We start from the raw sequence: 12,730 nt of genomic DNA, 5'->3' as shown, positions 1-12,730 counted from the left end.
AGGCGGTCGCGTCGCGGACCATGGCTCAAGCACCCTGATCGGAGAACTCGATGCTCACCAGATGGCAGCGCCACGCGGAGGCCCACCCCCGCGCCGCCGACGCGGCCGTGGCGCTGCTGCTGTTCGGCGTCTCGTTCTCCGGCAGCATGCTCAGCACCACCGAGCCGTCCGACCGGCCCACGTGGTGGACCGGCGTGCTGATCTCGGCCGTCTCCTGCACATCCCTGCTGTGGCAGCGCGGTCGCCCCCGCACCGTCGTCGCGGTGACCACGGTCTGCGCCATGGGCACGAGCGCGATGGGTTTCCTGCTCACGCCCCTGCTCCTCGGCCCGGTCATGTCGGCGCTCTACTGGCTGGCCGCCGGCGCCGACCGGAAGACCACCCGCCGGTACACGCTCGGCGTCGCCGTACTGGTGGGGGCCACTGCTCTGTTCGCGGACCCCGTCAACCACTCGCTCCTCCTGAAGACGCTCAACCCCATCGCCTGGGTCCTCCTGTCGGCCATGTTCGGCAGCGGAGTCCAGCTGCGCCGCGCCTATCTGGAGGCCCTGCAGGCCCGTGCCGCGCACGCCGAACGCCTGCGCATCGCCCGCGAGTTGCACGACGTCGTCGCCCACCACCTGACCCTGGCCAACGCCCAGGCCGGAACGGCGGCGCACCTCGCGCGCACCCACCCCGACCAGGCGCAGCGGATCCTCACCGACCTCACGGGCACCACCGCGTCGGCGCTGCGCGAACTGAAGGCCACGGTCGGCCTGCTGCGCCAGGCGAACGACACCGAAACGCCCCTGGAACCCTCACCCGGACTCGCGCGGCTCGACGACCTCACCGCCTCCTTCGCGTCCACCGGGCTCACGGTCACCGTCACCACGCAGGGCGAGCCGCGGGAGCTCTCGGCGGCCGTCGACCTGACAGCATTCCGGATCGTGCAGGAAGCACTCACCAACGTCAGCAAACACGCCGCCACGAAGACGGCGTACGTCCATCTCGCCCACGCCCCCGACGGACTGACCCTCAAGATCACCGACGACGGACGCCCCACGGCGCCCACCGTGCCCGCCGCCGGTCACGGCTTCGGCCTCATCGGCATGCGGGAACGGGCGCACTCCGTCGGCGGTCACCTGCACGCGGGCCACCGTCCCGAAGGCGGCTTCGAAGTCGTCGCCGAACTGCCGTCGCATCCCCGGAACCCGGAAGAGAACAGCGCCCCATGACCATCCGCGTCCTCCTCGCCGACGACCAGGCCCTCCTCCGGGCCACCTTCCGCATCCTGATCGACTCCTGCGACGACATGGAGGTGGTCGCCGAGGCCACCGACGGAGAGGAAGCCGTCGAACTGACCCGGACCCACCGCCCCGACCTCGTCCTCATGGACATCCGCATGCCCGGCACGGACGGCCTCGCCGCGACCGCCAGGCTCTGCGCCGACCCGGACCTGGCCGCCACCCGCGTCCTCATCCTCACGACCTTCGAGACCGACGAGTACGTCGCCCAGGCCCTGCGCGCCGGAGCGAGCGGATTCCTCGGCAAGGACGTGGGCGTCGACGAACTCCTCGGCGGGATCCGCACCGTGGTCGCGGGCGAGTCCCTGCTCTCCCCGTCGGCCACCCGCGCCCTCATCACCCGCTTCCTCGCCGCCCCCGACCCCGGCGGCCACCTGGCGCCGCCCGAACGCCTCGCCGCGCTCACCGCCCGCGAGCGGGAGGTGATGGCCCTGGCCGCCGAGGGGATGTCCAACGCCGAGATTGCCGACGTCCTCTTCGTCAGCCCGCTGACCGTGCGCACCCACGTCCAGCGCGCCATGACCAAGCTCGACGCCCGCGACCGCGCCCAACTGGTCGTCATCGCCTACCAGTCGGGCCTCGTCCGCCCCGCTCCACCCACCCGCTGAGTCAGGACCCCTCGACGGGCCCCTCGACGGGCCCCTCGACCCCGTCCCTCACTTCTTGAGCCCGTCCATCGCCGCGCGGGTGTCGGACGTGAGCATCTCCTCGACCTCCGAGGCGGTCGGCGGCTCGGACTTGTCGTCCGTGCCCGCGTACGAGCTCCAGTGCATCTGGTACGTGAACCAGCCCTCGCGCACGGCGAGCGTCATGCCGTTGAGGTCGTCGTCGCCCGTGCCGCTCGTCTCGGTCACCAGGAACGCCTCGTCCCCGATGCCGCTCACGGCCTTGGTCTTGTAGCTGTACGTCTTCTGCGACTGGTCCTCGTACGCCTTCTGCTCCGAGGCGAAGTCGCCCGCCGGGTCGGTCTTCTTGTGCCACCGGGCGGTGGAGTAGACGAAGATGCTCGAATAGGAATCCGCGGACGCGTCCGGGTCCTTGAGCTTGCGGCTGCAGTAGCTCTGGTCGAATGCCTTCTGCCGTGAGGTGTAGTCCGTGAGCGTCGCGGCGTCCGGGTCGATCTCGTACTTCTTCTTGAAGGCGTCCAGCGGGGAGACGTCGCAGAGATCCTTCGTGTACTGGTAGCCGGCGAGGTCCGCATCGGCGTCGCCGCCACCGCCCCCGCTGTCGGAGCCGAGGTTGCCGGTGGCGAAGAGCGCCCCCGCCCACAGGGCCGACGCGACCACGACGCCGCCGATTCCCCACACCCAGCCCGGCGTGGGCTTGCGCGGTCCCGCCGGGGGCGCGGGCGGGGCGGGCGGCTGGCCGTAGGGGCCGGGCTGCTGTCCGTACGGGCCCGGCGGCTGACCGTACGCCTGTGGGGGCACGGCGCCCGGAGGCTGCTGATAGGGATTCGGGGGCTGCTGGTACGGATTGGGCTGATTCGGCTGGTTGGGCTGGGGGTTCGGTATCGACATAAGCGGCAATGTACCGGTGGCCCCGGCACGGGCGGGCGCGGCCCGGCCCTGGTCGACGCGGGGGTGACCAGCTCAAGTAAGGTCACCCTTAGCTATGCGTTCGCAGTGACCCCCAGGAGGCCTCCCCATGCCGCTCACCGCTCCTCCCGTCGGGGCGACCCGTCGGCCGCCCCGCATCCCGCGGCCGCTGCCCGTCGAGCGCGCGGACAGTACGTGGGTGGCGCGGGCCGTGGAGCGGGGCGACTTCTGGGGTGACGTGCGGGCGTGTGGCGGCACGCCCGTCGTCGAACCCGATCCGCTGGGGGACGAGGGCCGTCGCGTGGTCACCTTCCTGTGGCGCGGCACGGACGCGACCCGCGCCGTCCTCGTGCTGCCGAACAAGATCGTCGACCCCCGTGATCTGTCCGGCAACCTGATGGAGCGGGTGCCGGGCACGGACATCTGGCACTGGTCGGTCCGGATGCGCGCGGACTGGCGCGCGACCTACAGCCTCTGCGTGGACGAGGGGGACGGCCCGCAGGCGGACGGCGCGTACTGGCCCTGGCTGCGGCGGCAGCAGCGGACCGACCCGCTCAACTCGCGTGTCCTTGCCCGGCGTTGGGGCGGCGATCCGGTCTCGTACGTCGAGCTGCCGCAGGCGCCTGCCGGTGACGACTGGCAGCGTCGCGAGGGCGTCGCGCGCGGCACCGTCAGCACGCACACGGTCCGCAGCGAACTGCTCGGCAACGAACGGCCGGTCCATGTGTACGAGCCGCCCGGCGGCGGGCGCGACCTGCCCGTCCTGGTGCTCATGGACGGCGAGATGTGGCAGCCCGGCCTGGACGTCGCGGCCCTGCTCGACAATCTCATCGCCGACGGCCGCATCCCGCCCCTGGCAGCCCTGCTGCCCGAATCCCTCAGCGCCGACCAGCGCTGGGCCGAACTCGCCTGCAACGAACGGTTCGTCGGATTCCTGGAGACCGAGCTGCTGCCCTGGGCGGGCGAGCGGCTCTCCCTGACCGGCGATCCGGCGCGGACCGTCGTCGCGGGCCAGAGCCTCGGTGGCCTCACCGCCGCGTACGCAGGTGTCCTCGCGCCGGGGCGGTTCGGCCGCGTCCTCGCGCAGTCGGGTTCCTTCTGGTGGCCCGACGGGCCCGACCTGGAACGCTCCGAGTGGCTGACCGGCCGCATCGCCGCGAGCGAGAGGCTGCCGGTGCGGTTCTGGCTCTCGGCCGGTGAGCAGGAGTGGGTCGCGCTGCCCGCCATGCGCAGGCTGCGCGCCACCTTGCGGGAGAAGGGGTACGAGGACGCCGTGTACCGCGAGTTCAACGGCGGCCACGACTACCTGTGCTGGCGCACCGAACTCGCGGACGGACTCGTCGGGCTGCTCGGCGCCCGGTCCGCGACGGCCACCGCCGCCGCGTAACCCTCGGGGACGGCCACGTCCCGCACCGTCCAGCCCTGGACGGCGAGAGGCGCGGCGCCCGTCCCCACGAGCAGCGACGCCATCCCGCCACCGGCCAGCCCCTCGCCCGTCCCCTTGAGGCACGCCTCCTTGCGCGTCCAGCAGCGGGCGAAGGCCAACGGGCCCTCGGAGGCCGGGAGTTCTGCCAGTTCGGCCTGCTCCCTGGGGTGCAGGGACGCCGCCACGTCGGCCAGCACACCCGCGGACGGCAGTTTCTCGACGTCGGCGCCGACCGGGCGGTCCGCGAAGGCCAGCAGGGCGAGACCGTCCGTGTGCGAGAGCGAGAAGTGCGGGCCCGCCCCGCCCGCCACGGCAGGACGTCCGTGCGGGCCGCCGCACAGCGGGCACGGCAGCCGCACCAGCTCCACCGCCGCCGGGTCGACGCGGAGGTACGCGCCGAGCCGCCGACGCAGCGCCGAGTGCGCCGCCGCGTACAGCTCCTGGTCCGCAGGGCGCCGCAACGCCGCCGCCCGGCGCCGCTCATCGGCGTCGAGGAGCGACACGTCGAGCGGGGCCGGGCGGACGAGCTGGATCTCCGTCACGCGGGCGGATCCTGGAGGCGGGCCACGCAACGGCCGTACGTCTCCGGGCCGTACACCGCGGTCCAGCCCTCCGGCGCGGCGCGGAAGACCGGCCACAGGGAGTGCTCGCCGAGCGCGTTCTCCAGGACGAGATGAGTCGGCTCGGTGTCGGTGTCGGTGACGGTGCCGGTTCCGGTGTCGGCGTCGACCGGGTCGAAGGGGCCGGGTGTGGTCGTCATGCGTGGTCCAGCTCCTTGAGGCGGGTGGCGAGGACGGCGCACACCTCGTCGAGGCGGCGCGGCTGGGTCAGCTCCGGATGCAGGCAGTCCACGTCGTGGTTGCTGATCGTGCCGCTGACGTACGGCGCCCAGGCCTCCCTCGTCAGCCAGTCCTCGGCGCGCGGCGCGGCGGCCGTGAAGAACAGGGCGTTGCCGTCGAAGGCGCGGTGCTCGTGCTCGCGCATCAGGCGGGCGTTGTTGACCACGATGTCGAGCACCGCGGACAGCGTCCGGTCGGGCAGCCCGGCAAGGGCGCTGCCCTCGCGTTGCAGCGTGGCCAGGACGTCCTCGCGGGTCAGCTCGTCCGTCAGGTCGTAACCGGCCATCCGCAGGAGCGCCTTGAGGGCGTCCGCCTCCGCGGGGACCGCGGAGTCCCGCCACTGGTCGGACGGATAGGCGTCGAGCAGGGCGAGCAACTCGACCTCTTCGCCCGCCTCTTGGAGCAGTACGCCGACCGTGTGGGCGAGGACGCCGCCCACCGACCAGCCGAGCAGCCGGTAGGGGCCGTGCGACCGCACCGCGCGCAGGGCGTCGACGTACTCGGCCGCCATCTCCTCCATGGTGGAAGGGAGTTCACCCTCGCCGTGCAGTCCGCGCGCCTGGAGGCCGTACACCGGCTGCCCGGGGTCCAGCCGCGAGAGCAGCCCCGAGTAGCACCAGCTCATGCCGCCCGCCGGGTGGAACGCGAACAGCGGGGTGCGGTCGCCGCCGGCGCGCAGCGGAAGCAGCACGTCCAGGGCGTGGTCGGCCTCGCTGTGGTCCGCGTCCAGGTGGGCGGCGAGCGCCGCCGGGGTCTGCGCCTGGAAGAGCGTGCCGATGGTGAGCTTGGCGCCCAGCGTGTCGCGGACCCGGGAGACCAGGCGGGCCGCCAGGAGCGAGGTGCCGCCGAGGTCGAAGAAGGCGTCGTCCACGCCGAGTTGGGGCACGCCCAGGATCTCCGCGAAGAGCCGGGTGAGGGTCTCCTCACGGTGGCCGCTGGGCACCCGGCCGCCGTCGGCCGACCCCTCGAAGGCGGGGGCGGGCAGGGCACGTCGGTCCAGCTTGCCGTTCGGGCTGAGCGGGAAGTCGTCCAGGACGAGGATCGCGCCCGGCACCATGTAGTCGGGCAGCGTGCGGGCGAGCCGGGCGCGCAGCTCATCGGGGTCGGCGACGGCTCCTGTGTCGGAGGGCGTCACGTACCCCACCAGGCGCTGGTCGCCAGGGCGGTCCTCGCGGACCAGGACGCTGGCCGCGCCCACCGCCGGATCGGCGGCCAACTCGGCCTCGATCTCGCCCAGTTCGATGCGCAGGCCGCGCAGCTTCACCTGGTGGTCGGTGCGGCCCAGGTACTCGATCTCGCCGTGCTCGGTCCAGCGCGCCAGGTCGCCCGTGCGGTACATGCGGGTGCCGGGAGCGCCGTAGGGGTCGGCGACGAAGCGGGAAGCGGTCAGTTCGGGCCGCCCCAGGTACTCGGCCGCCAGCTGCGCCCCCGCCAGGTACAGCTCGCCCTGGATGCCGGGCGGGCACGGCTGGAGCGCCGCGTCGAGGACGTACAGACGGGTGTTCCAGACGGGCTTGCCGATCGGTACCGGGCCCGCGGCGTCGGTCGCGCACGGGTGGTAGGTGACATCGACGGCGGCCTCGGTCGGGCCGTACAGATTGTGCAGCGGCACGCCGTCAAGGACGCGCCCGAACTCCCGGACCGTCTCGCGCGGCAGCGCCTCGCCGCTGCAGAAGACGTGCCGCAGGCCACCGCAGTCCGCCGCGGCCGGCTCGGACAGGAACACCTGGAGCATCGACGGCACGAAGTGGCAGACGGTGATGCCCTGTTCGCGGATCACACGTGCCAGGTACGCCGGGTCCTTGTGGCCGCCGGGCTCCGCGACGACCAGCGTCGCACCCACGCGCAGCGCCCAGAAGAACTCCCACACCGACACGTCGAACCCGGACGGGGTCTTCTGCAACACCCGGTCGCCCGGGGCGAGTTCGTACTGGCCCTGCATCCAGCGCAGCCGGTTGTCGATCGCGGAGTGCGGCACGACGACGCCCTTGGGGCGGCCGGTCGAACCGGACGTGTAGATGACGTAGGCGGGGTGGTGCGGGGTGAGCGCGCGCGGCGGGTCGTACGAGCCGTACGGCGTCGTGTCCAGGCGGTCCAGGGCGACGAGCGGTACGCCCGAGGCGGGCACCCGGTCGGCGCGGTCCGCGATCACGCAGGCCGGGCGCGCGTCGTCCAGCATGTACGCGAGGCGGTCCGCCGGATAGTCCGGATCCAGGGGGAGATAGGCGCCGCCCGCCTTGAGCACGGCCAGGAGCGTGATCACCAGGTCCAGGGAGCGGGGCACGGCGACCGCAGCGAGCGCTCCCGGACGTACGCCGACCTCGATGAGGTGGTGGGCGAGCCGGTTGGCGCGGGCGTTCAGCTCGGCGTAGGTCAGCTCCTGGTCGCCGAAGACCAGAGCAGTGGCGTCCGGGGTGCGGACCGCCTGGCCCTCGATCGGGCCGATCAGCGTGGTGGGCGGCACCGGGTGCGCGGTGGCATTGAACTCGTCGACGACCAGGGTGAGTTCGGCGCGGCGGGCGATCGTGTGCTCGGCCAGCGGAGTGTGCGGCCCTGCCTCCGCGATGCGCTCCAGGAGCTCCATGAACCGAGCCTGGTGGGCGCCGAGTTCCTCCGGCTCGTAGAGGGCGGGGTTGCCGTCGTAGTCGATGCGCAGGCCGCTGCCGTCGGCGCGGTCGTAGACGTTGACCGTGAGGTCCTCGACCGGGCCCGCCGACAGGTTGTGGGCGTCCGTGCGCGCGCCCGCGAAGGTCAGGCCGTAGTCGAACGGCATGACGTTCACCAGCGGGCCGACCAGGGAGCGGCCCTCGCCGAGCAGGCCCAGGTCCCGGCGGATGTCCTCGTAGCGGTAGCGCTGGTGGCGGCGTGCGGCGCGGATGCCGAGCACCACCTGCCGGGTCAGCTCGGCGAAGGTGGCCTGCGGGGTCACGGTGAGCCTCAGCGGCAGCACGTTCATCACCATGCCGGGCACGCGAAGGGCCACCGAACCCATGCGGCCCATCATGGGCAGGCCGAGCACCACCTCGGCGGAGCCGGTGGCCCGCGACACGTACAGCGCCTGCGCGGCGACGAGCACCTCCGGCCAGGTCGCCCGCATCGAGGACGCCGACTCGCGCAGCCGCGCGGTCGCCTCGGGGGAGAGGTGGGCGCTGCGGCGGTGGAAGGTGCGGGACGGCAGTGCGGTGCGCCCCGCCAGGCTGGGAGCGTCGGGCCGGTCGGCGAAGGCGCCGTCCCAGTACCGGCGGTCGGTCTCGAACGTCTCCGACGCGCGGTACGCGGTGTCCTCGGCGACCAGGTCGTCGAGCCGCCCGAAGGGGCTCTGGGCCGGGGTCTCGCCCGCGGCGAGCGCGGTGTAGATCTCGGCGGTGCGCCGCGCGAGCAGCGAGTAGCCGAAGCCGTCCATCACGATGTGGTGCACCCGCTGGTACCAGAGCCACCGCTCGTCGTCGACGCGGAACAGCGCGTGCGCGAACAGCGGTCCTGCCGCCAGGTCGAACGGCGTGGCCAGGTCCTCGCGCATCCACGCCCGCGCGTCGGCGTCCGGGTCGGCCGCGGCGCGCAGATCGCGCACCTTCAGCGGAAGCGTCGGGTCGACGACCTCCAACTGGCTCGGCCCGTCGGCCCCTTCGATGATCCGTACGCGCAGGGCATCGGCCTCCGACACCACCTGGCGCAGGGTCCGCGCGAACAGGGACGGGTCGATGGGACCGTGGATCTCCAGGCACTCGGCCGTGTTCTGGGCCGGGCTGCCGGGGTCGAGCGCCTGCGCGAACCACATGCCCGACTGGGCAGCGGTGAGCCTCATGCGGAGGCTCCCAGAATCGGTGCCCAGGCCTCGATGGCGGGCTGCTCGGCCAGGTCCACGAAGGTGGCGGTGATGCCGTGGTCGCGGCGCCAGCGCTCGATGAGCGACATGATGCGCACCGAGTCGAGGCCGTAGTCGACGAGGTTCTCGTCGACGGGGATGTCGGCCGGGTCCTCGCCCAGGACATCGGCGACGTCGGCCCGGATGAGTTCCACGCTGAGTGCCATGTCAGATCCCCTTCAGAACCGTGTCGGTGGTGGTGACGACCGCGCACCGGCCTGCCGCGTAGCGCAGCGCCATGTCGTGGTCCTCGCGGGAGAAGTCGGCCACGGCGTCGGCGACGACGAAGGCCTGCACGTCACGCATCCACGCGTCGGCGGCCGTCATCAGGACGCCGATGTGGGCGTACACCCCCACGATGACGATCTGGTCCCGGCCCGCCTCGCGCATGCGCTCCTCGAGGTCGGTGCGGACGTACGCGCTGTACTTCCACTTCGTGAGCACGGTGTCGCCGGGCTCCGGTGCCACCGGGCCCGCGATGGCCTTGGCGTGCTCGTCGTCGGGTAGCCCGGGACCCCAGAAGTCCTGCTGGAGACCGCGCTCGGCCGGCGACTGGCCGCCCGGCTGCGCGGAGTACAGGACGGGAATCCCGGACGCGCGGGCCGCCTTCGCCAACTCGCCGACATTGGCGAGCAGTTCGGTGGTCGGCGAGGTGTCGGGGGTGTAGGCGGTCAGGAAGTGGTTCTGCAGGTCATGGACGAGCAGCACCGCCCGCTGCGGGTCGATGGTCCACGCAACCCGGTTGTCGGGCAGCTCGTCGGACGAGGGCATCGGGTACGGCGTGACGGCGGGGAGCGCCATGTCTGGAGGCCTTTCGGGAACTCAGGAAAGCTGGGTGCATCGGGGGGCTGCCGGGCAGTGGTCGGCTGCCCGGAGCGGGCAGAGGTCAGGCGCCCGGAGCAGCGGCGGTCGTCCGCTGGTCCTTCTTGCTGATCTTGCCGATGCCGGTCTGCGGGAAGGCGGTCACGAACTCGACCCGGTCAGGCACCTTGTACGCGGCGAGCCCGCGCTCCCGTACGAACTTCTTGATGACGACGGGCTTCAGCGGTTCGGCGTCCGCGCGCAGGATCACGTACGCGAGGGTCCGCTCGCCGAGGTACTCGTCGGGGACGGCGACGACCGACACGTCGTGCACGTGGGGGTGGGCGAGGATGATGTTCTCGACCTCCTCCGGTGCGATCTTCTCGCCGCCGCGGTTGATCTGGTCCTTCGCCCGGCCCTCCACCACCAGATGCCCGGTGGGGGTGCGGCGCACGATGTCGCCGGTGCGGTAGAAGCCGTCGGCGGTGAAGGAGCGCGCGTTGTGCTCGGGGGCGCGCCAGTAGCCGCGGATGGTGTACGGGCCGCGGGTCAGCAGGTGGCCCGCCTCGCCGTCCGGCACGTCCTGGTCGAGGTCGTCGACGATGCGGATCTCGTCGTCCGGGGAGATCGGACGGCCCTGCGTGGTGACGATGGTCTCCGCCGGGTCGTCCAGGCGCGTGTAGTTGACCAGGCCCTCGGCCATCCCGAAGACCTGCTGAAGGGTGCAGCCGAGCGCGGGTGCGACGCGGCGCGCCGCCGACTCGCTGAACTTCGCGCCGCCCACGAGGAGTACGTCGAGGCTGGAGATGTCGTACGGAGTGGTGCGTCCCGCGTCCGTCCAGACCAGGGCGAGCGGCGGGACGAGACCGGTGATCGTCACGCGTTCGCGCTCGATGAGCGGGAACGCGGTGTCCGGGTCGGGCTGCGGGCACATCACGACACGGCCGCCCGCGTAGAAGAGCCCCAGTGAACCGGGCGACGACAGCGGGAAGTTGTGGGCCGCGGGCAGTGCCACGAGGAAGACCGAGTCCTCCGTCACGCCACAGATCTGGTTCGAGCCCCACAGCGAGTACATGTAGTCGTCGTGGGTGCGGGGGATCAGCTTGGGCACGCCGGTGCTGCCGCCCGAGAGCTGGAGGAACGCGAGGTCGGACGGCGCGGGTCCGTCGATCTCGACCGGCTCGCTCGGCAAGTCCGCCAGCGCCGTGTGCTCGCCGGGGTCGCCGCCCACCACGAACACGTCGCGCAGCGTGGGCACTTCGGCGCGAATCTTCGATGCGAGGTCGCGGTGGTCGAAGCCGCCGACCCGGTCCGGGATGACGTAGGCGACGGCCTCGGTGAACTCGCAGAAGTAGTGGATCTCCGTCTCGCGGTGCGCGGGCAGCGCGAAGACCGGCAGGGCGCCGATCCGGAAGAGCGCGAAGATCACCTCGAAGAACTCGGCGACGTTCGGCAGCTGGACGACGACCCGGTCACCCTTGGTGATGCCGCGGGCGATGAAACCGGCGGCCAACTGGTCCGCGCGTACGTCGAGTTCGCCGTACGTCCAGTTCCGGTCCCCGTCGGTGATCGCGACCCGGGCGGGGTGCGCGTCGGCCCGCTCGCGGAGCATGCCGCCGAATGTCTCACCGCGCCAGTAGCCCGCAGCGCGGTAGCGCTCGGCGAAGACCTCCGGGATGGGCGGCGCGTCCCTGCGGCTGTCCGCCCCAAAGCTGTCCGCCCTCAGGCTGTCCGTCTTCGTCATCGGTCGACCCCCACCGCATCCAGGAACGTACGGAACTTGGCGCCCGTCTCGGCCCGCTCGGCCTCGGGCGAGGAGTCGGCCACGACGCCCGCGCCCGCGAAGAGCCGCAGCTGTCCGCCGCCGCCCTGTGTCTCCTCGGCCTCCGCGCAGCGGATGGTGACGACCCACTCGCCGTCGCCGCGCGCGTCACTCCATCCCACCATGCCGGTGTAGTGCCCGCGGTCGAAGGGCTCCAGCTCGCCGATCACGTCACGGGCGTGCCCGGTAGGGGTACCGCAGACCGCCGGAGTCGGGTGCAGGGCGGTCGCCAACTCCAGTGCGGAGGTGGTCGGTTCGGCAAGGTCGCCGGTGACGGTCGTCGACAGGTGCCACATGGTGGCGGTGCGGACAAGGGTGGGCCGCTCCGGCACGTCGAGGTCGGTGCAGAACGGGGCGAGTGCCTTGTGCACGGCGTCCACGACGACGGCGTGCTCGTGCAGGTCCTTCGCCGATTCGAGCAGCGCGGCGGCCCGGCGCACGTCCTCGGCGAGGTCCGCCGAGCGGGGCGTCGAACCGGCCAGCGGGTTGGCGGTCAGGCGGTTGCCGTGCCGGGAGACGAGCAGCTCCGGGCTCGCGCCGAGCAGGGTGCGGCCCGCGCCCGTGGGCACGGCGAAGGAGTAACCGCGCGGGTCGCGCCGTGCCAGGCGCTGGAGCATCGCGGGCAGGTCCAGGGGGCCGTCCGTGGACAGCTCCAGGGTGCGGGCGAGGACGACCTTGTCGAACTCCCCGCTCTTCATGCGCGCCACGGCGGCCTCGACCGAAGCGGCGTACTCGGCGCCCGACGGGACCTCGCGCAGCTGCCAGCCGCCGGCCGTGGCGGGCGGGGGAGTGGGCAGCGCGACGAGCGGGTCGGTGCGCAGCGCGGGCGCCCAGCGGGCCGCTTCGGGCACGGCGAGCACGGCGGGCGCGGTGGGGTCGAAGGGGATGGAGCCCACCACGATCGGGGCGTGGTTGCCCGCGCGTCGCTGCGCTTCGAGCGTGGCGGTGACCCGCTCCGTCAACGGCCGCTCGTCGTGCGGTACTTCGGCGGCCGTGCCGTGGGCGAGGAGGGTGCGGGTGGGCGACGCGAAGAACCGGGTGTCGCCGGGTCGGTAGGCGTCGAGCAGCGCGGTCGCCGCGCCGACGGCCCCGGGGGTGGTGGGGGCGGCGACTGCGACCACGTCGTTGGGGGGTGTCACGGATGACTCCTCGTCAAGTA

11 protein-coding genes are annotated in these 12,730 nt (G+C 72.7%); 3 read left to right on the top strand and 8 right to left on the bottom strand.

Annotated features, from left to right (window positions below):
• Positions 1-50 precede the first annotated feature (50 nt).
• Both M4V62_RS08505 and M4V62_RS08500 read left to right on the top strand, forming a co-directional pair.
• Positions 51-1,214 (top strand): sensor histidine kinase, encoded by a 1,164-nt coding sequence (locus M4V62_RS08505; protein WP_249586624.1) that lies wholly within the window; start codon positions 51-53, stop codon positions 1,212-1,214.
• Positions 1,211-1,891, top strand: a complete 681-nt coding sequence (locus tag M4V62_RS08500) for a response regulator transcription factor (protein WP_249586623.1) — start codon at positions 1,211-1,213, stop codon at positions 1,889-1,891. Before M4V62_RS08505 ends, M4V62_RS08500 begins: the two co-directional genes overlap by 4 nt.
• Before the next feature lie 48 nt (positions 1,892-1,939).
• Here M4V62_RS08500 and M4V62_RS08495 read toward each other — a convergent pair whose 3' ends face one another.
• Complete coding sequence (locus M4V62_RS08495; protein ID WP_249586622.1) at positions 1,940-2,800, bottom strand: hypothetical protein; 861 nt, start codon at positions 2,798-2,800, stop codon at positions 1,940-1,942.
• 127 nt (positions 2,801-2,927) lie between these two features.
• On the opposite strand from M4V62_RS08495, the gene fes reads away from it, so the two are divergent.
• On the top strand, positions 2,928-4,205 hold the full coding sequence (gene fes / locus M4V62_RS08490) for an enterochelin esterase (protein WP_249586621.1): 1,278 nt from the start codon (positions 2,928-2,930) through the stop codon (positions 4,203-4,205).
• Here the strand turns inward: fes and M4V62_RS08485 are convergent.
• From M4V62_RS08485 to dhbC, 7 genes are all read right to left on the bottom strand, one after another.
• Positions 4,121-4,786 carry a 4'-phosphopantetheinyl transferase family protein gene (locus M4V62_RS08485; protein WP_249586620.1) on the bottom strand — a complete coding sequence of 222 codons (666 nt, stop codon included), beginning with the start codon at positions 4,784-4,786 and terminating at the stop codon, positions 4,121-4,123. The genes fes and M4V62_RS08485 overlap by 85 nt on opposite strands.
• Complete coding sequence (locus tag M4V62_RS08480; RefSeq protein ID WP_249586619.1) at positions 4,783-5,004, bottom strand: MbtH family NRPS accessory protein; 222 nt, start codon at positions 5,002-5,004, stop codon at positions 4,783-4,785. The genes M4V62_RS08485 and M4V62_RS08480 overlap by 4 nt, the downstream gene beginning before the upstream one ends.
• Positions 5,001-8,888: an amino acid adenylation domain-containing protein gene (locus M4V62_RS08475; protein WP_249586618.1), complete on the bottom strand. Its 3,888-nt coding sequence runs from the start codon at positions 8,886-8,888 to the stop codon at positions 5,001-5,003. The genes M4V62_RS08480 and M4V62_RS08475 overlap by 4 nt, the downstream gene beginning before the upstream one ends.
• Complete coding sequence (locus M4V62_RS08470; protein WP_249586617.1) at positions 8,885-9,115, bottom strand: phosphopantetheine-binding protein; 231 nt, start codon at positions 9,113-9,115, stop codon at positions 8,885-8,887. Before M4V62_RS08470 ends, M4V62_RS08475 begins: the two co-directional genes overlap by 4 nt.
• A 1-nt stretch (position 9,116) precedes the next feature.
• Complete coding sequence (locus M4V62_RS08465; RefSeq protein WP_249586616.1) at positions 9,117-9,749, bottom strand: isochorismatase family protein; 633 nt, start codon at positions 9,747-9,749, stop codon at positions 9,117-9,119.
• 85 nt (positions 9,750-9,834) lie between these two features.
• Positions 9,835-11,493 carry a (2,3-dihydroxybenzoyl)adenylate synthase gene (locus M4V62_RS08460; protein WP_249586615.1) on the bottom strand — a complete coding sequence of 553 codons (1,659 nt, stop codon included), beginning with the start codon at positions 11,491-11,493 and terminating at the stop codon, positions 9,835-9,837.
• A complete protein-coding gene (dhbC, locus tag M4V62_RS08455; RefSeq protein ID WP_249586614.1) occupies positions 11,490-12,710 on the bottom strand; it encodes an isochorismate synthase DhbC in 1,221 nt (406 codons plus the stop codon). The genes M4V62_RS08460 and dhbC overlap by 4 nt, the downstream gene beginning before the upstream one ends.
• Positions 12,711-12,730: the final 20 nt, after the last annotated feature.

The sequence above is a fragment of the Streptomyces durmitorensis genome (genome assembly GCF_023498005.1).
Classification (GTDB): domain Bacteria; phylum Actinomycetota; class Actinomycetes; order Streptomycetales; family Streptomycetaceae; genus Streptomyces; species Streptomyces durmitorensis.
This window is presented reverse-complemented; position numbering and strand designations above follow the sequence as displayed.